General features: G+C 56.7%; 15 protein-coding genes. 4 read left to right on the top strand and 11 right to left on the bottom strand.

Going from position 1 to position 22252, the window contains the following annotated elements:
• From WCL58_RS07065 to WCL58_RS07045, 5 genes are all read right to left on the bottom strand, one after another.
• Positions 1 to 2033, bottom strand: a 2033-nt coding sequence (locus WCL58_RS07065; RefSeq protein WP_336850776.1) for a non-ribosomal peptide synthetase, incomplete at its 3' end; no start/stop codon positions are given.
• A gap of 13 nt (positions 2034 to 2046) precedes the next feature.
• Positions 2047 to 9636, bottom strand: coding sequence for a non-ribosomal peptide synthetase/type I polyketide synthase (locus WCL58_RS07060; RefSeq protein WP_336850775.1), 7590 nt, complete (start codon positions 9634 to 9636; stop codon positions 2047 to 2049).
• Positions 9629 to 10411 (bottom strand): thioesterase II family protein, encoded by a 783-nt coding sequence (locus WCL58_RS07055; RefSeq protein ID WP_336850774.1) that lies wholly within the window; start codon positions 10409 to 10411, stop codon positions 9629 to 9631. Before WCL58_RS07055 ends, WCL58_RS07060 begins: the two co-directional genes overlap by 8 nt.
• Before the next feature lie 81 nt (positions 10412 to 10492).
• Positions 10493 to 11716 (bottom strand): Bcr/CflA family efflux MFS transporter, encoded by a 1224-nt coding sequence (locus WCL58_RS07050; RefSeq protein ID WP_336850773.1) that lies wholly within the window; start codon positions 11714 to 11716, stop codon positions 10493 to 10495.
• 1045 nt (positions 11717 to 12761) lie between these two features.
• Entirely contained in the window at positions 12762 to 13826 is a 1065-nt protein-coding gene (locus tag WCL58_RS07045) for an aldo/keto reductase (protein WP_048322375.1), read from the bottom strand.
• 97 nt (positions 13827 to 13923) lie between these two features.
• Between WCL58_RS07045 and WCL58_RS07040 the strand changes: the two genes are divergently transcribed.
• The 3 genes from WCL58_RS07040 (at position 13924) to WCL58_RS07030 (ending at position 17577) form a co-directional block, all read left to right on the top strand.
• Positions 13924 to 14829: a LysR family transcriptional regulator gene (locus WCL58_RS07040; protein WP_336850782.1), complete on the top strand. Its 906-nt coding sequence runs from the start codon at positions 13924 to 13926 to the stop codon at positions 14827 to 14829.
• Positions 14830 to 14947: 118 nt separating this feature from the next.
• On the top strand, positions 14948 to 15499 hold the full coding sequence (locus WCL58_RS07035) for a flavodoxin family protein (protein WP_041033835.1): 552 nt from the start codon (positions 14948 to 14950) through the stop codon (positions 15497 to 15499).
• A gap of 629 nt (positions 15500 to 16128) precedes the next feature.
• Entirely contained in the window at positions 16129 to 17577 is a 1449-nt protein-coding gene (locus WCL58_RS07030) for a GGDEF domain-containing protein (RefSeq protein ID WP_038877558.1), read from the top strand.
• A 6-nt stretch (positions 17578 to 17583) separates the two neighbouring features.
• On the opposite strand, the gene WCL58_RS07025 is transcribed toward WCL58_RS07030, so the two are convergent.
• Positions 17584 to 17745 (bottom strand): YnfU family zinc-binding protein, encoded by a 162-nt coding sequence (locus WCL58_RS07025; protein ID WP_015376921.1) that lies wholly within the window; start codon positions 17743 to 17745, stop codon positions 17584 to 17586.
• Positions 17746 to 17826: 81 nt separating this feature from the next.
• Positions 17827 to 18306, bottom strand: a complete 480-nt coding sequence (locus tag WCL58_RS07020) for a cold-shock protein (protein ID WP_141958317.1) — start codon at positions 18304 to 18306, stop codon at positions 17827 to 17829.
• Between the two features lie 166 nt (positions 18307 to 18472).
• Between WCL58_RS07020 and WCL58_RS07015 the strand changes: the two genes are divergently transcribed.
• Complete coding sequence (locus WCL58_RS07015; protein ID WP_049199972.1) at positions 18473 to 18982, top strand: VOC family protein; 510 nt, start codon at positions 18473 to 18475, stop codon at positions 18980 to 18982.
• Positions 18983 to 19018: 36 nt separating this feature from the next.
• Here the strand turns inward: WCL58_RS07015 and WCL58_RS07010 are convergent, their stop codons facing one another.
• The 4 genes from WCL58_RS07010 to WCL58_RS06995 are packed head-to-tail and all read right to left on the bottom strand — an operon-like array spanning position 19019 to position 22231.
• On the bottom strand, positions 19019 to 19846 hold the full coding sequence (locus WCL58_RS07010; protein WP_336850770.1) for an amino acid ABC transporter ATP-binding protein: 828 nt from the start codon (positions 19844 to 19846) through the stop codon (positions 19019 to 19021).
• 9 nt (positions 19847 to 19855) lie between these two features.
• The gene (locus WCL58_RS07005) at positions 19856 to 20743 is read right to left on the bottom strand and encodes an amino acid ABC transporter permease (RefSeq protein WP_336850769.1); all 888 of its coding nucleotides are present in this window, start codon (positions 20741 to 20743) and stop codon (positions 19856 to 19858) included.
• Positions 20744 to 20773: 30 nt separating this feature from the next.
• Complete coding sequence (locus WCL58_RS07000) at positions 20774 to 21301, bottom strand: GNAT family N-acetyltransferase (protein ID WP_015376925.1); 528 nt, start codon at positions 21299 to 21301, stop codon at positions 20774 to 20776.
• Positions 21302 to 21310: 9 nt separating this feature from the next.
• Positions 21311 to 22231 carry an ABC transporter substrate-binding protein gene (locus WCL58_RS06995; protein WP_070914120.1) on the bottom strand — a complete coding sequence of 307 codons (921 nt, stop codon included), beginning with the start codon at positions 22229 to 22231 and terminating at the stop codon, positions 21311 to 21313.
• Positions 22232 to 22252: the final 21 nt, after the last annotated feature.

Below are 22252 nucleotides of genomic sequence, written 5' to 3'. Positions count from 1 at the left end.
TGGACCACCGGCGGGTAGGTTTGGGCGATGCATTGCCGCAGGCCCTGCGCGCCTTCTGCATAGCGCGTACGCAAGATGGCATGTTGCATCACGACTTGTTCCGCCGCGTTGGAAAGACGGCTCAGATCCAGTGGCCCCACGATTTGAAAAGCGGTGGGAATGTTGTAGCGAGGCGAGCCGGGCAACAGTTTTTCCAGCATCCACATTCTCGATTGCGAGGGCGAACAGGGTGCTTCGAGAGTGATTTGTCGCGTATGGCCGACGCACGGCGGCGCATCGGCGTTTTTCGTCCATTGTTCAATAAGCCGTGCCTGATGTGAGAGCGTATCGGCAGCCAGGAGCTGTTCTATCGCAAGGTCAGCAGAAAACTGCTTTTTGATCTCATGAGCCAGTCGGGCGAGCAGTAAAGAATGCCCGCCGAGACCGAAGAACGTATCGGCGCGATAGACGTCAGCACAGTCCAGCAGCTGGCGCCAAAGTCCAGCCAACGATAGCTCTGTGGCGCCTTCAGGCGCTTGGCCCGCACGATTTTCATGTTGCATTCGGCAGTGTCTTAAGGCGCCTCTGTCAATTTTTCCGTTAGGCAAACGGGGAAGTTCATCGAAGGTCATCCACTCCGCCGGTAGCATGTAGACCGGCAGTTGGGTTGCAGTCCAGGCGATAATGGCATGACGATCCGCCGGAGAGTGCAGTTCCAGCGCGCAGCGTAAAGATTTGCCCTTGTTCGCTGATTCGACCACCACCACCGCCACTTCTCGCACACCGGGATGCCGACGGAGCAGGGCGTCAATCTCACCGATTTCGATACGATGGCCGCGGATCTTGACCTGGTCGTCGCGACGGCCGAGGTAGAGCAGGCGCCCATCTTCAAGCTGCTTGCCATAATCGCCTGTACGGTACATTCGCGCCCCTTTGGGGCCGGCGGGGTCGGGCAGGAAGGCGTCGTTGAGTTCTGGGCGATGGTAGTAACCGCGAGCGACGCCAGGGCCGGCCACGTAGATTTCCCCCGTTTCTCCTGGCGCTACGGCGTTGCCTTCCGCGTCAAGCAGGTAACAGCGTCGGCCCGTCAGTGGCGTGCCGATGGTGGGATGCGGGTCTGAGGCCAAAACTTCACCGCCGGTGGAGTAGGTCGTATCTTCCGAGGGACCATAGAGATTAAAGATTTTTGCCGTCGGGCATTGCCGCCTGAGCGTATGCACCAGGTGCATCGGCAGCGGTTCCCCGGCTAAGTTGATAATCGGCAAATGGGATGGCAACTCGCCGATTTTAACTATCTCGTTGATGACCGAAGGTACGGTATTGAACAGCGTAATATCGTCACGCTTGTGCCACTGTAATAACGCTAGGGGATCTGCCAGCATATGCACGCACCCGCCCTGAGTAAGCGGAGCAAAGATTTCAAAGACGGAGAGATCGAAGGTGATCGACGTGCCACAAGCGACCTGCGACAGTTGTTCGTCAGTATAGGTTTGGTGGGCCCAATCGATAAGCGACAGGGCGTTGCCGTGTTCGATCATCACCCCTTTGGGAACGCCGGTGGAACCGGAAGTAAAGATAAAGTAAGCCAGTTGGGTGGCGCAGGCGTTTCGCTGCAGTATGGCTGCCTCGGGGCGCACGCTTTCGTCGATGAAAACGGGCGTAATGGCGTCGGGCAGCCTGCTCGCTAGCGCCGCTGTTGTAATGACGTATTTGGCCTGGGCGATCTCCAGCAACAGTTCGGTGCGTGCCTGGGGATGCTTGGGATCGAGCGGCAGATAAGCGCAATCCGCCGCCATGATGCCCAATAAGCTGGCGGGGATATAGCGATCGCGCGGAAGATAGACGCCGACGGCCGTTTCTTTCGCCAGATTAAGCGCGGACAATTGCTGTGCGATACTCAACGCAGCATGCCGTAAGCATTGATAGTCCATTATGCCGCTTTCGTCGATCACGGCCGGGCGTAGTGGCGTTGCCATCGCCTGAGTGAAGACGGCTGCGTGCAGCGTATGGGATTGCGTCTGGTTTTCCGGTCCAATACCTTTCATGCTTTGCATTGTTAACCCTTATTTATTTGCGGCGATTAACCGAAAAGTCCCAAGAGGGCAGTTCGTCTGAACAGGCTGATGCGTTATCGACTTTTGGTTGTTGTGCATCGAGATAGCCTTTTATTTCCGGCAAGGCGATCGTCATGTCCTCAGAAACCTTCTCGATTAACTGCGTAAAGGCGACGGCAAGATTTGCGATTACGTCGGGTGTAAACAAGGCTGTGCGGTAATCCAGCCCGCCTTCCATTGCACCCTGTATGGTAACCAGCGACAGTTTTATGTCGTGCACGTCCAGCAGAAATTCCGCATCGAGCAAGGTGGCCTTAATGCCTGATAACGTCCATGGCGGGGTCGCTACGTCATGCAAGACGAACCACGAGCGGTAAATCGGCGCCGACTGCGACATTTTTCGCTTCGGTCGCAGCGCGTTGACGATTTGATCGAACGGCAGATCCTGATGCCGGTAGGCATCCAGACAGGTTTGTTTGACGCGCAGGCACAGATCTGCAAAGACGTCATGGCGTTGGAAGCGAGTGCGGATGGCGATGCTGTTCACCATAAATCCGATGACGCCGGCGAGTTCGGGACGGGAACGATGGCCTGCCGCCGTTCCCACCACGATGTCGTCTTGTTGACACCACCAATGCAGCAGCAACTGCCAGGCGGTCATATACCCCATGAAAGGCGTGACACCCAGTTTGGCGCAGAGTGCATCGAAGCGTGCGGTGAGCGTCGCGCTTAAATGGAAAGGATGACGCGCGCCGGTAGCGGTCAGACGGCCGGTATCGACAGGCGTTGTCGGCAAAGCCAGCACCGGCAGATTATCGCCGAGCTGATTGACCCAGTAATCCAATTGGGTGTTAAAGGTCCGGGATGCGCATTGCGTTTGCTCCCATTGCGCGACGTCAAGGAAATTGAGCCTGTCGGACGATTCGGCAGGTGTCCTCCCTGCGACGAGAGCGTTATATATCTCGCTGATCTCACCCGCCATAATGGCAGTGGACCAGCCATCCCATACGATGTGATGCACGGCGATGATCAGGAGGTGACACTGTGCGGAGAATGCGATGAGGCTGGCTCTGAACATATCGCCGCAACGGGTATCGAACGGGCGTGTCGCCGCGGCCGCAAGTGCGCGCTGCATGTAGCCCTCTCGCTCGTGAGAGGGGATGTCGAACGCCTCTTCCAACTGCAGCTGAAATGAGGTCTCCAGCGACGGGGACATATAGGCGTCAGCCCTATCGTCGAGAATGCGGCATGTCAGCACCGAATGTCTGGCGACAAAGATTCGCAGGGCCTGGGACAAGGCATCCACATTAAGCAAGCCGTTCAGTTCGAAAGGTTCCACCAGGTTGTAGGTGCAGTTTCCCGGATGAAGCTGATCATGGAACCACAGCCGCTGTTGGGCGGAGGAAAGCGGCCAGCGGGACATGGCCGGTACCTTGACGATAGGCGGCAGTTCGTCCTCGGTGCGCTCCACATCCAGCGCATTCCTGACGGCTTCAGCAATGCCCCGCATGTTGGGCGTTTCAAAGGCGGCGCGAAGCGGGAATGCCGGGGTAAATTCTCGGCGAATTTGGGTCACCAAATCGGTGAGACGGCGTGAGTCAATCCCGGATTTAAACAGATCTTGGGTAACGCTCAACGCCTCGCCACCCAAAATATTCTGGCCAAGCCGGCAGAGACGACGCTCGATATCGTCCGCCGGAGCGATAAATTCACCGCTATGGCGTGACAGTTGCGGCGTCGGCAGCTGTGAAATATCGACTTTGCCATTGGCTGACAGCGGCAACGTCGGCAGGATTATAATGACGCTTGGCACCATGTAGTCCGGCAGTTGTTCGGCAAAATGACGATGAAGCTGCATTTCGTCGAGCGTGGCATCTTGCCTCGGGCAAAGATAGGCGAGTAGCAGCGCTGAGCCGTCCTGGCGGTGAAGACGAACCACACAGCGATCGACTCCCGGGTGTTTACCGGCGGCGCGCTCTATTTCACCGGTTTCAATACGGAATCCATTGATCTTTAGTTGATTGTCTCTGCGCCCCAAAAATTCGATGGTGCCGTCAGGCAACCAGCGTCCCAGATCGCCGGTTTTGTATAATCGCTCGTCACTTTGCGGGTGGGTGATAAAGCGCGCTGCCGTTTCTGCGGGATTGTTCAGGTAGCCGGCGGCCAGCCCTTTGCCGGCGATATAAAGCTCGCCCGCAACGCCTTCGGGCCGGTGGCGAAGATGGGTGTCCAAAACATAGAAACGTTGGTTTGCCAAAGCCTTGCCATAAGGAATGCTGGTCATCGTCGGATCGATATCCTGGATGAGGTGGAAAATGGACCAAATGGCGGCTTCGGTGGCGCCGCCAAGGCTGACGCGCAGGGCGTTTGGCATTGCGCGGTGAATTTTCTCCGGTAAAGCAACGTTGATCCAATCGCCGCTCATCATGACCAGCCTGATGCTCCTCAGCGTTTCGCTTTGATTGGCGGACAGATGATTGACCAAGAGTTCAACCAAGGCCGGCACCGAGTTCCAGACGGTGACCCGGTATTTCTGCACGCAGGTTTCCCAGTGCGCAGGATCTTTGGCAAGCTCATCTTTCGGCATCACGATGGCCGCGCCGCGCGTCAGTGGCCCGAAAATGTCGTAAACCGACAGATCGAAAGAGAGTGAGGAAAGTGCCAACACGCGATCGTCCTCGCCGATAGCGAAACGCGAATTGATATCGATAACGGTGTTAGCGGCGGCGGCATGGGTGACAATGACCCCTTTGGGCTTACCGGTCGTGCCTGAAGTAAAGATAATGTAAGCCGGCGATGCCGCGTCGATCTCGCCATCGCGCCATTCGTCCGTGAATGCATTCATCGCTTCAGTGATGGGCAGATGCGCGACGGTTGCCGGCCACTCAACGCGCCCGTCGCTGGCGGGCGTCGTTAGTGCGACTCGAATGTCGGCCTCGCTCAAAAGCGCCTGCATACGCCCCTTCGGTAGGGTTGGATCAAGTGGAACATAGACGCAACCGGCGCGCAAAATACCTAACACAGCGGCGACTTGCTGCCAGCCTTTTTCTGCGACTACGGCTACGCGTGCACCGGGCTGGAGCGCCTGCTTGGTCAGCGACAGCGCCACATGGGCGGAGATATTCGCCAAATCCGCATAGGTGAGGACGGTTTCCCCCAGGATAGCGGGCGCCGACGGCTTCTTGTTTGCATAGGCCAAGAAACCCTGATGCAAGCAACTTTCGTCAAAGGCGACGGCCGTACGATTGGCTTCGGCGATGGCGCCGCTGTTGACGCGTTGAGCCAGAGCATCGCGCCAATTGTTTTCATGCCAGATGGCTTCTTCTTTGGGCAAACGCATCAGCAATGCGCGATAGTCCATAAACATGGTGTCAAGCATGTCAGGATCGAAAAGGCCGTCGACCGCATCCCAGTTGATGAGGAGATTGCCTTTTTCTTCGTAAACCTGGCAGTCGAGCCATACGTGTGGCGTTTGCGATATCCCTTCCACCAATTTACCGAGCCGGCTCACAATCGGTTTATCATCGGCGGACGGGAAGATCAGGCTGGTAAAGACATAGGGCATGGTTGGCCGTTCGGCGCTTTTTTCCGCAATGTCTCGCAACATTTTTACGCCGCTGTACTGCAAGGCAGAAAGATCGTCCCAGAGGCGTTTTTGCGTTTTTTTTGCGCGTTGAGTAAAGGTCTCCTCCTGCCGCAGATCGGCTTCGAACAGCAGAACCGAGGTGAAATCCCCCATCACCTGATCGACCTGTGGATGCACCTCCAGACGATTGAAAGCCGGCAGATTCAGGCAAAAATGTGGTGTTTCGCTCCAGTTAGCCAATATCTCCGTATAGGCGGTGAGCAATATGGTGGACGGCGTGAGGCCCTGGCGTGCGGCGGCGTCTTTCAGTTTGCGCCAGACGGCGTTAGGTATCGTCGTTTCCCGGCGAATGAAGCGGCGATGCTCCAGGCTTTGCGGAGCGATTCGCTGCGGCAGGGACGGGGCAGAAGGGAAAGTGTCGACGCGTTTAAGCCAATAGTCGCGAGCGCGCTGATAGGCGGCGCTCTGCTCCAGGCGCTGTTCGGCCAGCACGTAATCTCTGAATGTGATGGCCACCGATTCGGGCTGGTAATCGGCGTGGTAATAACGCTCCTCCAGTTCGCGCCAGAATAACGTAATGCTCCAGGCGTCCATAATCAGCAGATCGAAGCTGACGTGCAGCCGTACGGTGCCATCGGGCAATCGCGAGGCGGAAATATCAAACAGCGGCCATTGATCACAGGGCATCAGCTGATGAGATTTCTGCTCCCTGAGCGCCGTTAACTGAGCCACGGCGTCCTTAGGTTTCAACTGACTAAAATCGTTAGTGTCAATGATATATCGGGGGACGTGGGGGAGAACGCGCTGCATGCCGTCGTGCGTCATGACGGCTCTAAGCATATCGTGTTGAGCGATCAAGGCGTTGAGTGCCTGTTCTAGACGTGCAAGATCCAGATCGGCGCATTCAAACTCTTCATAGGCATGCGCTGCAACATTGCCCGAGTTATTGCCCGCGTTACGTCCAACCCAATATGCGTGTTGAATATCGGTAAGTGGGAACGGCAAGAACGCCTCGTCCGGACGGATTTCCAAGGCGCTTGCATAAATGCTGGCCAGATCTTCTTCCGGTTGCGCCGCTGCGTCGCGTTGCCCTGCACGGCTCTCCAAAGCGGCGAGCAAGCTTTCCACCGTCGGAAATTCGAGGATGTCTCCGGGGCCAAAATGCAACCCCAGCGTACGCGCGCGGTTAGCAATCTGGATGCTGAGAATGGAATCGCCACCGAGGTCGAAGAAGTTTTCTTTCGGCTCAATATGCGCGACTCCCAGCGCTTCGCTCCACAGCTGCGTCAGTTTTTCCGCCAGGGTGTTCGCCGGTTTCGCCTGTTCAGGCGCATTTTCGTTGTCGACGGCGCTGATGGCCGGCACCGCGTTAGTGGTTTGCGGTTCAGGGTCGACCCAGTGACGGGCGCGATCAAAGCGGTAAGTCGGCAGCGGAATTTTGTTGCCCCGCGATGAGTGGGGTATCGTCTGGCCGTAACACCAGCGCTGCTCCTGGATGCGCAGAAGTGACGCCGGGCCACTTAATCCCGTGTGCTCGGGCGATAGCAACGGGATGGCGTTGACATCTTTGCGGCCGGCGCCAATGGCGCGCGCAGCTTGGCTCAATGAGGTGCCTGGCCCGCACTCGAACAACAGGAAGGCGTGTTGATCGATAAGCGTTGCCAACCCATCGGCAAAACGCACGGTGCCACGCAGATGACGCACCCAATAATCAGGGGCCGTCGCCTCTTCATCAGTGATCCATGTTCCGCTGAGATTGGAGATAAAGCGCTGACGCGGCGGTGTCAGGGTGACCTGAGCCAGCACGTCACCAAAAGCCTGCAAGCAAGGTTCCATCATGGCCGAATGGAAAGCATGAGAGGTTTCAAGGGCTCGGCAACTGATGCCCTCGCGCTCCAATGACCGGCGAAACGTGTCCATAACATGGGCGGGGCCAGAGATGACGGTCAACGCCGGCCGATTGACGGCCGCGATGGATAGGGCGGAGGGTAGCCGAGAGTGCAGGCTTGCCTCGTCAGACATGACGGCCAACATCTCGCCGTGATCCATGCTTTGCATCAAGCGGCCGCGTGCCGAAACGACCTTGACGGCATCTTCAAGCGTAAAAACGCCGGCGAGGCAGGCTGCGACATATTCGCCGATGCTGTGTCCTATCATGCCTTCGGGGATCAGGCCGGAAGCCAGCCAATGTTTCGCCAGCGCATATTCGACGGCGAAAATCGCCGGTTGCGAAAGCCGGGTTTGCGCCAGCAATTCGTCATTGTCCTGCGCCTTGTTGAACAACAGTGAGCGTAAGTCGTGGTCGATAAACGGTTGGAACAGCTGCGCCAGCCGATCGAACTCTTGGGTGAAGATGTCGCCGGTGTGATACAGGTTGGCTCCCATACCCTGATATTGTGTTCCCTGGCCAGGAAACATAAACGCTATTTTCATCGGCGCGTCGCAGGCTTCTCCGAAGCACATGGTTTTGGCTCGCTCGGTTTCCAGCTGCGCGATGGCCTCTTCCACACTGTCGGCCGTTATGGCGGCGCGCACGGGAAACGCTTTTCGACCTGTCGCCAACGAATAGGCGACATCGGCGAGAGATGCCTCGGTATGGTTGCGTAAATAATGGGCTAGTTGCTGCATTGTCGCGCGCAAGGCGACCTGGTTTTTGGCCGAGAAGCGTAATGCGCAGGTGGCGGGTTCTGCGGCAGGGGAGACGGTGGAAATCGGGGGTTGCTCCATGACGACATGGACATTAGAGCCGCCGATGCCGAAGGCGCTGACTCCCGCCCTGCGTGGCGAGCTTCCTTCCCAGGAAGTTCCTTTACTCGTCACGGTAAACGGGGTACCGGCGAAATGGATGGCGGGGTTGGGCGTCCGGTAATGCAGCGTAGCGGGAATATAATCGTGATAAAGGCTTAGCGCGGTCTTGATAAATCCGGCAATACCGGCACCGGCGTCAAGATGGCCTATATTGGATTTGACCGAACCGATCTTACAGCTTGCGGCTGGACAGTCGTCGCCAAAAGCGGCCGCCAGCGCGGCGATTTCTATCGGATCGCCCAAGCTGGTGGCCGTGCCATGGGTTTCAACGTATCCGATAGCGTCGGGCGTCACGTTAGCAACAGCGTGCGCCATTTGGATAACACGGGTTTGGCCTTCGACGCTGGGGGCGGCATATCCCACTTTTTGTGCGCCGTCATTGTTGGTTGCAGAGCCGCGGACGATGGCATAAATATGATCCCGATCGTTGATCGCATCATCCAGGCGTTTTAATACCACGATCCCTCCGCCATTCCCGCGCACTGTGCCGCTGGCATGTTCGCTGAACGGTTTGCAATGCCCGTCCTGTGAGAGAATGCTGCCCGGTTCATACCGATAGCCTTCTTCAGCCGGGTATTCCAGTGAGATACCACCGGCCAGGGCGATATCACACTCTCCTGCCAGCAGGGACTGGCCTGCAGTGTGTACGGCCAGCAATGAACTGGAACAGGCAGATTGAACGACGATGCTTGGGCCTTTCAAATCGAGTTTGTAGGAGATGCGGTTGGCCGCGTAATCCTTGTCATTGCCAATCAGCAATTGCATTTTGCTGGTGGTGGCGCAAAGCTGCCTATTGTTCGCGAGATTATGCAACCAATACCCGCTGGGACCGCTGCTGACATAGACACCGACGTTTTGTTGGTGACATGTGGCGGCATAGCCGGCGTTTTCCAACGCTTCCCACGCGCACTCAAGTAGCAGGCGTTGCTGTGGGTCAGTGATCGCCGCCTCTTTTGGCGACATAGCGAAAAATTTTGCGTCGAATTGATCGACATCGGTTAGCAGGTAGCCTGCGGGGACGTGCCAGGAACCGTCCGTGGAGGCTTGCGGCGCAAAATCAGCGTGCCAAGTAACGGAATCGATCTCCTGACAGAGATTATTCCAGTAAGCGTCGATGTCTCCTGCCCCGGGAAAACGCCCGGCCATTCCTATGACGGCCAGTTCGATGCCGGTAAATTCATTGTCGAGAGTTTTTTCTAATTCAGGCATGAGCATGATTCCCCTGGGATGTCGGCGGCATGTGCCGAGATAATCTGGCGAGTACGTTTTTCACGTCTTGCAACCAAATATCTTTTTGTTCGTCAAATAAGAAATGGCCAGCATTAAATTCGCGCCATTCGACGGTATTGGCGGTAACGTCTAGCCAGCCGCGAGTTGCCTGGCGATCGATCACCTGGTCGTGCAAGCCGTGGCAAACGTGTATTGGACATGTCAACGGGGCTTTACCCGTTGGTGCATAGCCGTCACTCGCCTCCAAATCTGCGCGGATGGTTGACAGAAAAAGCTCATAAAATTCCGGTGTCGCGGCATCCTGTGCGTTGATGCCACCCAGTTTGACCAGGCAATCGATCAGCTTTTCCGCCGACATCTGATGCCAGTTTTGTCGAGTTTTGTGATAGTGGGGAGACCTCTGGCTGGCGATCAATAGCGCGTGAACGTAGGCACCATGCTGTTCCAGCCGCGTTGCCATCTCATAGGCCAGCAGGCCGCCGTAGCTGATGCCAGCCAACACCAGCGGCGCATCGAGATAGGGTTTAATACGAGCGAATACGTCATCGACCACTTGCTCCAGCGTGGAAAAGGCAGGTTCAATAAAACGTTCTTCTCTGCCGGGAATAACGGGAATAAGAATATTGGCATATTCCTGTAATTCGGCATGCCAGGTACGATATCGGCTGGTACCCCCACCGGCATGAGCAAAGCAAATTAAATTTATGGCCGACGGCCGTGATGCAGACAGCTCACGGATAAAATGATTACCCATGCTAAGTCCTTAATTATTTTATGTGAAAAGGGGAAATAGCTGGCGGGCTGTATTCCCGCCGTGATGCCATTTTTCCTATTTTTATTCAGATTTTTTTAGCGTGACAATTGCGGCAATTAACGAGAGCAACGCCAATAAGGCCAGGCTAAAAGTAATAACCAGGGGAGTTCCGCTATTAAACTCGGCAATAAACTGCGTGGCAACGCTTGCGAGAAGCATACTGATGAACATGCTCAATCCTGCCGCGGTGCCCGCCAGAGGCTTGATCGCACCAATGGCACCGGCCTGCGCTGCCGGGCTGGTGATGCCGTAGAAAATACTGAATACCATCGTTGGGATGACCAGTGCGGGAATCGACCAGATGTTTATCAGGCTTAGCGTCAGAGCGAGCAAGCTGAAAATAAAGCCGATGATGCTGCCCAACAGCAAACGGCGCCGTAGCGACAGACTTTGCGGTAAACGGCTGGCCGACAAGTTACCGATAATGGCGCTGCCAGACACCATCAATAGCAGTAAACTGGCGCCAGAGGCGGAAAGTTGGAAGGTCTGCGTCAGCACGATGGGTGCGGCAGCCATAAAGGCCATAAAGGCCGACTGAGCGAAACCAAATTGAAAGGCATTGCCGAGAAAGGTGGCGTTTTTCGCCAACTGCCCATAGTCATGGAACAGATTGCTTTTGCCTGCTTCTACGCCAGTTTGCGCTTTGCGGGTTTCGGGGAGACTGAAGAAGATGATAATAAACACGATGACTGCAATAGCGCCGATCAGAATGAAATTGGAACGCCAACCAAAGTTATCCGTTAATAAACCACCCAATGGCACGCCCAGTAGAGGCGATATCATCATAGAAGCGACCAGTTTCGACATGACATTTGCCGCTTTTTCGCTGTGATAGATATCCATGACGATAATTCGCGCCGCAATAACGCCGGCCGCCCCGCCCGCCGGTTGAATAATACGGCCCAAAATTACGGCTTCAATGGACTGCGCCGATAAACAAATGAAGCTACCAATAATCAGGATCGCCATGCCTAACAGTAATATTGTTCTGCGTCCCAGTCGATCAGCCAATCTTCCATATACCAGACAAGCAAGGGCAAAACTGATCATCGATAGAGAGACTGTCAGGTTGGCGGTCGCAGGTGTTGTTTCAAAGTATTTAACCAGGCTAGGCACTGAAGGCAGGAAAATTTGGAATGAGGTTGGCCCCAAACCTGACAATAGGATGAGAATGAATTGCAATAGGGCGTGATTGACGTGCGTTTGCTCGCTGGCGTTATCAGAGGACATCTGTCTTCCGTTCATTGCTTCTTCCTGTATTGAATGTGAGAGACAGCTAAATACCCGCGACATACCGCAATGGGCATTCACTGCCAAAAACAAATTATTAGAATCTATTTAATTACCTTGCTAACCATTTGTGCCTGTGTTTGGCGAAGTGATTAGGTTTTTTTTGTTGTTTTTAAAAGACTTTTATCATCACGCTGCTGCTGGTAGGGATTGTGATGTTATGTAAGGTTAAGTCCTCTTTTGTTAATCAAAGGTAAATATATGCAAATATTATTTATCTATAAGCTATATCCAAGTCAATCAGTAAGGTTAATTTATTTTAATGTTTTTTCTGCTGATTTAAGGTGAGTGTCGCTGCAGGCCTTGATAAGTCTGCAATCAGGCTGTCGTTGAGTATTCCTTGATTTTTTAATAATGAGTGGGCGGTCACAGAATAAAAAGGATGAAAAAAAGAGCTATTTTTATAGCTTATGAAAATAGAAAAAATTGATGTTTTGGTTTTTTGTATTGTTAAATTCGCATAGTGTTGGTTTTAAAAACTGCCTTGTTGTTGCTATTTGGCGATTTTAATCGACTGCGATAATGGGGTTTCTCTCCCGAGCCCTTCCTGTCGTCCATGTTTCCGGGGGCGAAAGAAAAAATGGCGGTCTGATAGGGCGGACTCTGGTTCACGAATTGGGTGATTAATACTTTTTGTGATTATTATGGTTGTTAATTATTTGTGCTGATGTTTAATGCTATTGTTTGCGCAAGGATGAATGATTGAACAACGAATTCAGTAAATGTTTGCATGGTATGACGAGGGCTTAGTGACATCTTCACATTCAAACGGGTTTAAGGGGGCGCGTCACTCTCGGCTATATGGCCGTGGATGAGTTTATCGGTTGTTTCATCTCCCCATTCGGCGTTACATCTGGCCGAGCAAACTTACGCGGGGATGACAGTTCTATACATTGGGATTGGTACTGTAGCTCTACCCGATGATGTTGTGTGTTATCCATTCCCTGTAGTGTATTACCCCATCCCTGTTAAGTTTATCCCGCCTTGTGCGGGATTTTTTTTATCTGCGCCGGGCGAGATGCACGCCGCCGGTCATGATGTTGCGGGTGGCTGGCAGGGCGAGAAAATCGTGCGGAAATCCCAGCTCGATGGCGCTGAGATCGTCCAATCGTCGCCAATGATCTTCCGCCAGCGCCACCTTCAAGGCGCCGAGGTTATCTTCCAATTGCGCCAGGGTTCGGGCGCCGACGATCGGCGCGGTGACCATCGGGTGACGCAGTGTCCAGGCCAGAGCGATTTGTGATGGGGAATATCCAGTCTCATCAGCTATCTGGTTGACGGCGTCGGCGATATCAAGATTGTGTGCGTTCAATGTCCCCTTGGCGCGCACGGCTTCACGCCGAGAGCCCGCTTCATCGGGCGACGGTTGCAGATCCTGCCGCCGGTATTTGCCGCTTAATACGCCGCCGGCCAGCGGCGACCAAGGGATCACGCCCATCCCCAATTCTTGCGCCATCGGCATCAGCTCGCGTTCGACGGTGCGCTCCAGCAGACTGTACTCGATTTGCAGAGCGATCAGCGGCGACCAGCCACGCAGGTCCGCCAGCATTTGCATTCTCGACGCCTGCCAGGCGGGAAGGTCCGATACTGCCACATACAGCACTTTTCCGGCGCGTACCAAATCGTCCATGGCGCGCATGATCTCTTCCACCGACGTGGTGAAATCCCAGGCGTGCAGATAGAGCAGGTCGATGTAATCGGTATTGAGCCGTTGCAGGCTTCCCTCCACCGATCGCAGCATGCTTTTGCGGTGATTGCCGCCGGAATTGGGATCGTCCGGCTGCATCGGCAGGGTGTATTTGGTGGCGATCACCAACCGATCGCGGCGCCCGGCGGCGAATTCCCCCACGAAACGTTCGGCGCTGCCCTCGGTATAGCGGTTGGCGGTATCGATAAAGTTGCCGCCGCGTTCGACATAAACGTCAAACAGACGGCGGGCTTCGGCCAGTTCGGCGCCCCAGCCCCAGTCGGCACCGAAGGTCATGGTGCCCAGCGCCAGCGGTGAAACGCGCAGGCCGGAACGGCCCAATAAACGATAGTGATCCAGCGATAGTGACGTGTTCATAGGCATTCTCCCGTGTAGGTAGCGTCTACAGTAGCGCCCGCAGGTTGTTTAAGGAATGCGCTATAATCTTCATGAATTATTAAGGAGGGAGAGCATAATGAGGGGCAGTGATTTCGCCGAGTTGCGCGCCTTTGCCGCGATTGTTGAGCACGGCGGTTTCGCTCGCGCCGCTGCACATTTGGGCATGTCCGCTTCGGCGCTCAGCCAAACGCTGCGCAACCTGGAGGAGCGTTTGGGTGTGCGTTTACTGAATCGCACCACTCGCAGTGTGGCGCTGACTGAAGCCGGAAGACAGATGTTTGCGCGCCTGACGCCCGCGATGGCCGAGATTGACGCGGCGGTGGCACAGGCGGTCGAGCAACGCCAGAACCCCTCGGGTCTTTTGCGGCTTAATGTAACCCGCGTGGCGGCGTTACATTTTCTGGCGCCTTTGATCGCGCCGTTTCATCATCAATATCCTGATATTACGCTCGATCTCAATGTTGAGGAGCGGTTGGTGGATATCGTTGCCGGCGGTTTTGACGCCGGCGTGCGGCTGCACGAGAAACTGGCGAAAGATATGGTGGCGGTCAAGCTGGGCGGGGAGGTGCGGATGCGCGTCGTTGCTTCACCGGCGTATTTGGCGCGTCACGGCCGGCCGTCAACACCGGGCGATCTGCATCGACATCGCTGTTTGAATTACCGCTGGCCGACCAACGGCAGTTTGTATCGCTGGGAGTTTGAGTGCGACGGTGAAAAGCAGGAGATCGCCGTGGAAGGGCCGGTGATAGTCGATGAGCCGGAAGTCTTGGTGCGGGTTGCGATGGATGGGGCTGGCATTGCCTACCTGTTTGAGCAACAAATTGCCGCCGGTTTGGCCGATGGCCGGTTGTTGCCGCTGCTCGATGCCTGGACGCCGCCGTTCCCCGGTTTCTATCTGTACTATCCGGCAAACCGCCAAATGCCGCGCCCGCTGCGTGCTTTTATCGACTTCGCCCGTCAACAGGCAGAGCAGGGCGCATAACGCGATTTTTTTGAATAACACCGTCAGTTTTATTCGGTATTCAGCCGCTGCGCGCTTGATTAGATTGAACGCGAGAGGGGCGCCGTCGGCGCCTTTGTGCAATGAGTGGAGAATTTCTATGGCGAAGACAGTAGTGGTGTTTCATTCCGGCTACGGCCATACCGAGCGTTTGGCGAAAGTGGTGGCGGAAGGCGCCGGGGCGGCACTGATCGCCATCGACCAGAACGGTGATATCAGCGACGAAGCCTGGCAGACGCTGGATGAGGCGGACGCCATCATCTTTGGTTCGCCGACCTATATGGGCGGCCCATCCTGGCAGTTCAAGAAATTCGCCGACGCCAGCTCCAAGGCCTGGTTCGGCCGCAAGTGGCAGGACAAAGTGTTTGGCGGCTTTACCAACAGCGCCAGCCTGAACGGCGACAAGCAGGTCACGTTGATCGCGCTGCAGACGCTGGCTTCGCAACATGGCGGCCTGTGGGTCAGCCTGGGGCTGCTGCCGGCCAACACCAAATCGGCGCAGCGCACCGACGTCAATAACCTGGGCGGTTCGGTGGGGCTGCTGGTGCAGACCCCGGCGGATGCCGGCGTGGATGAGATGCTGTCGGGCGATCTGGCGACCGCCAAGCTCTATGGCCAGCGCGTAGCGGGTTTTGCCGCCAAACTGGCGTAAGGTCTTCCGTGCGGAGAGGGCAGTGACGCGACTGAACGGACGCCGCGTTCATTTTCTCTGCACAATTGGCGTGTAAGCTGCGAAATGTTATTAGCCTGCTTGGGCTAACACTGCATTTCGTACTAATATTCCCGGTTCCTAGGCCGGGTTTTTTGTTGCTAAGGTCTGCTTAAGCTTTCACCGCTATACTGCGCGACAGCACAGGCATGCAACGTATGGCTGTGTCGTAACTGTCGATTTGCTGTTGTTCAAGCAAGCCCGCGCTATGCGGGCTTTTTTTGGGTTGTTATTGCACGGGCGGCCCAGTTGCAGGAAAATAATCGCGTAGTTATTCAAACATCATTCAACGACCAATAACCACAAACTTATTAATGTAATTAACGCCGTCGGCGGCCTATTACGCTATGCGCTATGCTGACAGCAGAGTCGGCATTATTTGCTGACGCTATGCGGGTGAGTCCGCCGCGGTCGCATCAGGCTAAGAAAAGTCTGTTAATTAAATGTTAACGTTTTTTATTATTGATTTGTCTGGCTTTTTTGGTTGAAATCCGAGTTGACTATCCCTCACTGGCCGGGCGAGAGAGTATGCACATTATTATTCTGGTTATTAGCGAAATATGGGCGAGGCGATGAACGTCAGAATAAACGCCAGGCATGGCCTGCCTCTGACGGTTCAGCTGATCAATCTTTTCATGCTGGCCTTTTTACTTTCTCTGGTGGGTATTCTTAGCCGGCCGATTGGTTCGCTTTCTTTATTTTGGCCAGTGAATGCGATTCTGCTCGGTCTGCTGCTGCGCAAACCCGTTTACGCCACGCCACTTGGCTGGCTTACCACCTATCTGGGTATGGTCGCCGCCGATCTCAGCACCGGCGAAGGCTGGTCCCTGGCGCTGTGGCTGAACGCCTGCAACATGTCGCTGATCGCCGTCGGTTACGGCATCATGCTGATGCTGCCCCAGTCTCAACGGCGCATGGGCAAACCCCAGGCGATACTCTATATGTTCAGCGCCAGTCTGGCCGGTGCGGCGGTGGCGTCGACGCTGTCGGTGCTGCGTAACGACAGCCTGTACAACAACACGGTGGTGGTCGCGTGGCTGGCCTGGTTCAGCGAGCAGTTCTCGACGACCTTGCTGCTGTTGCCGGTGCTGATGGCGGCGCCGCGGCTGAAGCAGCTGTTGCGCATACAGGTGCGTTGGCGTTTGAAAGGCTGTCTGCCGCTGCTGGCGCTGCTGCTGTCGCTGATATTCAGCGTCTATATCGGCGGGCCGGGCGCTATCGCCTTCCCGATCCCGGCGCTGCTGTGGTGCGCGGTGCGCTACCAGCTGTTCCCCGTGACGTTGCTGACGCTGTTGACCGGCATGACCGAGATCAGCAGTATTTCCGCCAACCTGGTGCTGTACGAAACGCCGAACAACCACAACGCCTTCCTCGACACGCTGATGTCCGCCCGATTAGGCATCGCCATGCTGGTGATGGGGCCGCTGATCCTCGCCAGCTCTATCGCCGCCAACCGCAAGCTGATGCGGCGTCTGGAGCACAGCGCCAACCACGATTTTCTGACCGGGGTGCTGGCGCGCAGCGCGATGACGCGCAAAGCGGGTGAGCTGCTGGAGCACAAGCACCGCTCCAAAGAGGCGGTGTCGCTCCTGCTGATCGACATCGATCATTTCAAGCAGATCAACGATACGCACGGCCACAGCGCCGGCGATCAGGTTTTGGCGTCGTTCGCGCACATCGTGCGGCGCGAGCTGCGGCACGATCAGCTATTCGGCCGCTTGGGCGGGGAAGAGTTCGCCATTATGCTGCCGCGCGCGCTGGCGGCGCAGGGCGTGGCGCTGGGGGAACATCTGCGCCGGCTGGTGGAGCAGGCGGAACTGCAGGCGGAAGGCAAACAAACGTTGAAAATCACCATCAGCGTCGGCGTCGCCAGCCTGGCGATGAACGAGGTGAAGTCGCTGGAGCAGCTGATGAATATGGCGGATATCGCGCTGTATCGCGCCAAATCGCAGGGGCGTAATCGGGTGGAGTCGTTCAACGTGGTGAACGGCAACAGCGTCGAGCATATCCTGTTCCGCTAACCGTTTTCAGCCTTGTCTGGGCTCGAAGCGGGTTTCGCAATTAGGGCAAATCAGTATCACGTCTTGCAGCATTGCCGCGCATTTTTGCCGGGTAACATAGCCGCATTTAGGGCAGACGATTTGGGTGGAGCGGTTGATAAAACCTTTGACGCTGCTGGAATCGGACATATCAATAGCCTGAGTCAGGTGAAAACTCACGCTAACACAGGCGACGACAAATTTCGTTGGTTATTTTCTGTACGCAGAGGCTTACAGGCTTTTCAGTGCCTTGATAGTCTCATCCATATCGATCTCGTGCTCGGAGAAGGTATGGGAGGTGTTCTGGAAAGTGGTAATGGTCAGCATGCGCAGCGTTTGCATGGTCTGCGCCTGGTCTTCTGACTGCGGGCGAATGCGGTTCATCAGCAGGCCGACCGACAGCACGGTGTTCTCTTTATCCACGTCGGCTTTGACCGGCACTTCCTTGGTGAAAGTATTGAAAGACTTGATGCTGGCGATCTTGATTCTTTCGTTGGCGATGATGATGTATTTGCTCGGCGCCAACACTTTGACCGCATAAGCCGACGGGCCTTTGGTGTTGTTGGTCGGTTCGAAGGTCACCGCCGCGTTTTTCTTAATCAGCTCCGGGTTTTGTACTTTAATCACGTGAAAATAACGATTTTCTCCGTTCTCGTCGGTAATAAAGCCGAAGCCTTTGTCTTCAAAAAAAGTCGTTATCTTGCCGTTCATCGCTATTCTCACAAAAAGGTTCAATACAGCGCCTATGATAGCGCGGAATGCCTTGCAGCGACAGATTGCGCGGGCGGCATTTAGTCATGCGATAACGGCATTTAGCGGCTTTCTCCCCACATGCTATGTTCATGCTGACTTCATTCAATGCGAAAAAGGAATAGCGATGGGCATCAAACGTCTCAATCACGCCGTGCTGTATGTCAGCGACGTGCGGCAGAGCGCCGACTTTTATCATCAGGTGTTGGGGTTCAAGCTCAAGCCGTCCGACAGCCCCGATCGGGCGGTGTTTACCCAGGCCGCCGATTCGGACAACGATCACGATTTGGCGCTGTTCAGCAAGAACCTGGGCCAGCAGCGTGCCGGGGTATTTCGTGCCAACAACGAGCCGCCGGCGGAGCATGAGCCACCGGCCGGGCTGTACCATCTGGCCTGGGAAGTGGACAGCCTGGAGGAGCTGGAGCGCATTCGTCACCAGCTGGCCGAACGCGGCATTCTCGGGCTGGAAGAGGATCACGGCGTGCACAAAAGCATTTATGGCCACGATCCGGACGGGCTGCTGTTCGAGGTGACCTGGTTTATTCCGCCGGCGTTGCTGACCGAAGAGGACAAAAACCAGCAGGGGATCCGCCCGCTGGATTTCGCCGCCGAGAAACGGCGTTTCGCCGGCCGGTAAGCGGCTCGGGTACGGGGCGCCGCGGCGCCCCGACGATCACAGCACTTTGTTGAGAAAGTTGACGGTGCGCGGATGCTGCGGCTGAGCCAGCACTTGCCTGGCGTCGCCCTGCTCGACGATCTGCCCGTCGACCATAAATACCACCCGATCCGCCGCTTCGCGCGCAAAGCCGATTTCATGGGTGACCACCACCAGCGTGACGCCCAGATCCGCCAACCCCTTTATCACGTCCAGCACTTCGCCGACCAGCTCGGGATCGAGCGCGGAGGTCGGTTCATCGAATAGGATCACCTTAGGGTTCAGCGCCAGCGCACGCGCGATGGCGATGCGCTGCTGTTGGCCGCCGGAGAGGCGGCGCGGGTAGGCGTCCGCCTTATGGCGCAGCCCGACGGTATCCAGCAGCTCATAGGCTACCGCTTTCGCCCGTTCGCGGGAGTGGATCTTGTGCACCACCGGCGCTTCGATGATGTTTTCCAGCACCGTCAGGTGCGGGAACAGGTTGAAATTTTGGAACACGTAGCCGACGTTGATGCGTTGCCGAAGGATGGCCTTTTCCTTCAGCTCATACAGCCGGTTGCCCTTGCGGCGGTAGCCGACGTAGTCGCCGTCGATGCGGATAAAGCCTTCGTCCACGCGCTCCAGGTGGTTGATCGCCCGCAGCAGCGTCGATTTGCCGGAGCCGGAAGGGCCGAGGATCACGGTGACGGTGCCCGGCTGCAGCGTCAGGCTGACGTCGTCCAGCGCCTTGTGTTTGCCGAAGAACTTGCTGACGTTGCTGATTTCGATCAGGCCGCGCGCCGGCACCGGGGTGAGGTTGCGCGCCGGCTGCTCGGGCAAGGCGTAATAATCAATGGCTTCAGACATGCGGGTCTCCTAACGTTTTAGCCAGCCGGCCAGTTTCTGCCAGGGCGTCGGCGGCAGTTCGCGCACCGCGCCTCGGGCGAAATAGCGCTCGATGTAGTATTGGATCACCGACAGCGCGGTGGTGATGAACAGATACCAGACGGTGGCGACCATCAGCAGCGGTATCACCTGCTGGGTGCGGTTATAGATAACCTGAATGGTATAAAACAGCTCCGGCAGCGCCAGCACGTAAACGATCGAGGTGCCTTTCGCCAGGCTGATGATCTCGTTGAAGCCGGTCGGAATGATGGAGCGCAGCGCCTGCGGCAGAATGATGCGGAAGGTGCGGCGATAGCCCGGCAGGCCCAGCGCCGCCGCCGCTTCGTGCTGGCCGTAATCCACGCCCAAAATGCCGCCGCGGATGATCTCGGCGGTGTAGGCAGACTGCACCAGCGTCAGGCCCAGCACCGCCACGGCGAACTGGCCGAGAATGTCGATGGTGGGAAAGCTGGCGAACACCACGGAGGTGAAGGGAATGCCCAGCGAGATGGCGTCGTACAGGTAGGAAAAGTTGTACAGGATGATCAGCACCAGAATCAGCGGCAGCGAGCGAAACAGCCAGATATAACCCCAGGCCAGCGACGCCAACAGGTAAGAGCGCGACAGTCGCACCAGCGCCAGCAAGGTGCCGAACAGGATGCTGAACAGCGTGCCGAGCAGCGTCAGCAGCAGGGTTTGCCCCAGCCCCGCCAGCACCGCCGGCGCGAAGAACCACTCGGCGAACACGCCCCATTCCCAGCGCGCGTTGCCCGCCACCGATTGCACGATGGCGGCCAGAATAAACAGCGAAAACAGCGCGCCGATCAGCCGCAGCGGATAGCGGGCGGGCACCACTTTCAAGACGTCTTGTTTGGACATGTCATGTCTCCTGATACAGATAAAGGGGCCTTAGGCGATTTTCCTTTCCGACGCGCAACAACATGCGTCCTCTGCAATCAGGCTTTTGCGGAACGGCAGGCGGCCATCGTAGGGTGGGCGGCTGTAAACCTCGCTGTCGACGGTGGGATCGAACTGCGGCTGATACCCGTTGCTCAGATACAGGCCCACCGCTTCGGGCTGGCGAAAACCGGTGGTCAGATAGAGCCGGCGATATCCCTGCGCCAGCGCCAGCGTTTCGAGCTGCTGCAACACCCGCTGCGCCAGGCCCTGGCGCCGCAGATCGCCCCGCGTCCAGATGCGCTTCAGCTCGGCGGTTTGTGCGTCATAGCGTTTGAAGGCGCCCATGGCGATCGGTGCACCGGCGCGCAGCAGCACGATGAAGGCCCCCTGCGGCGGCGCGTACAGATCCAGCGGTTCCGGTTCCTGGTCACCAAAATAGTCGCCGTAACGCTGGCGATATTCGCCGAACAGCCCCTCGATTACCGGGGCGATCAGCGGGTCGGTCGGCAGCGTCTGAATGAAGGTGTCTTGCGTCATCGCGCGCTCCTAGTCGCCCAGGCCGGGCGGGTTGATTTCCGACTGCGCAAGGCGTTCGACGCTCTCGCCCCAGCGGTTGAGCACCTGATCGTACTGCCCGCCGCGGATCGCGCCGTTCAGCGCTTCGTTCACCGCCTGCACCAGGCCGTTGCCTTTACGGGTGGTGACGGCGATGTGCGCCGCCTTGGGCCAACCGCCTTCCACCGTGCCCGCCAGCCGGGTGCGGCCGTTCAGCGCCGCTTTATAGGCGCCCAGCACGTTCGGCCCGAAGTAGGCGTCGGCCCGGCCGGATTGGATCGCCAGCGTGGCGGCCGCATCGTCGGTCACGTAGATCGGCTGGAAGGGTTTAAGCCCCTGCTGCCGATTCTGCTTGTCCCATGCCAGCAAGATGGCTTCCTGATTGGTGCCGGAGCCGACGATAATTTTTAATCCGGCGATATCGGCAGGCTGTTTGATCGTCGCGATCTTGCCGCCGGTTTTGACATAAAAGCCGAGCGAGTCGATGCGGTAGGTGGCGAAGTCGAAGCGGGTTTTGCGCTCTTTGGTCACGGTGACGTTAGTGATGGCCGCGTCATACTTGCCGGAAACCACCCCCAGCGGCCAGTCTTCCCACGAGGTTTGCACCACGTTAAGCGTTAGGCCTAGGCTGTCGGCCACCAGCTGTGCGATATCCACTTCGCTGCCGATCAGTCGCCGGTTGTCGGCGGCGAACAGCGCCAGCGGCGGCGTGTTGAGTGCGGCGATCGCGACGGTGAATTGGCCCGGCTTCACGAAGTGGAAATCGGCCGGCAGTTTGGCGATCGCCTGCGGGTTTTTCGGCGCGTGGATCGGGGTTTCATTGGCCTGCAAATCGATGCCGGTGCCCGCCAGTGCGGCGCCGGTCAGGCTCAGCAAGGCCGCCACGAGGGCGGCGGTAACGGTTTTCTGCATAGCGGGTATCCCTGAAAGCGA

Origin of the sequence: Serratia sp. TMDUHS_CL, from assembly GCF_037137105.1 — a bacterium.
Lineage (GTDB): Bacteria > Pseudomonadota > Gammaproteobacteria > Enterobacterales > Enterobacteriaceae > Serratia > Serratia nevei.
This window is presented reverse-complemented; position numbering and strand designations above follow the sequence as displayed.

What these genes read in the sequence shown, in the direction of transcription:
- WCL58_RS07060 (WP_336850775.1), bottom strand. Translation starts at nt 9,636, where the DNA reads ATGCCTGAATTAGAAAAAACTCTCGACAATGAATTTACCGGCATCGAA.
- WCL58_RS07055 (WP_336850774.1), bottom strand. Translation starts at nt 10,411, where the DNA reads ATGGGTAATCATTTTATCCGTGAGCTGTCTGCATCACGGCCGTCGGCC.
- WCL58_RS07050 (WP_336850773.1), bottom strand. Translation starts at nt 11,716, where the DNA reads ATGAACGGAAGACAGATGTCCTCTGATAACGCCAGCGAGCAAACGCAC.
- WCL58_RS07045 (WP_048322375.1), bottom strand. Translation starts at nt 13,826, where the DNA reads ATGAACACGTCACTATCGCTGGATCACTATCGTTTATTGGGCCGTTCC.
- WCL58_RS07040 (WP_336850782.1), top strand. Translation starts at nt 13,924, where the DNA reads ATGAGGGGCAGTGATTTCGCCGAGTTGCGCGCCTTTGCCGCGATTGTT.
- WCL58_RS07035 (WP_041033835.1), top strand. Translation starts at nt 14,948, where the DNA reads ATGGCGAAGACAGTAGTGGTGTTTCATTCCGGCTACGGCCATACCGAG.
- WCL58_RS07030 (WP_038877558.1), top strand. Translation starts at nt 16,129, where the DNA reads ATGAACGTCAGAATAAACGCCAGGCATGGCCTGCCTCTGACGGTTCAG.
- WCL58_RS07025 (WP_015376921.1), bottom strand. Translation starts at nt 17,745, where the DNA reads ATGTCCGATTCCAGCAGCGTCAAAGGTTTTATCAACCGCTCCACCCAA.
- WCL58_RS07020 (WP_141958317.1), bottom strand. Translation starts at nt 18,306, where the DNA reads ATGAACGGCAAGATAACGACTTTTTTTGAAGACAAAGGCTTCGGCTTT.
- WCL58_RS07015 (WP_049199972.1), top strand. Translation starts at nt 18,473, where the DNA reads ATGGGCATCAAACGTCTCAATCACGCCGTGCTGTATGTCAGCGACGTG.
- WCL58_RS07010 (WP_336850770.1), bottom strand. Translation starts at nt 19,846, where the DNA reads ATGTCTGAAGCCATTGATTATTACGCCTTGCCCGAGCAGCCGGCGCGC.
- WCL58_RS07005 (WP_336850769.1), bottom strand. Translation starts at nt 20,743, where the DNA reads ATGTCCAAACAAGACGTCTTGAAAGTGGTGCCCGCCCGCTATCCGCTG.
- WCL58_RS07000 (WP_015376925.1), bottom strand. Translation starts at nt 21,301, where the DNA reads ATGACGCAAGACACCTTCATTCAGACGCTGCCGACCGACCCGCTGATC.
- WCL58_RS06995 (WP_070914120.1), bottom strand. Translation starts at nt 22,231, where the DNA reads ATGCAGAAAACCGTTACCGCCGCCCTCGTGGCGGCCTTGCTGAGCCTG.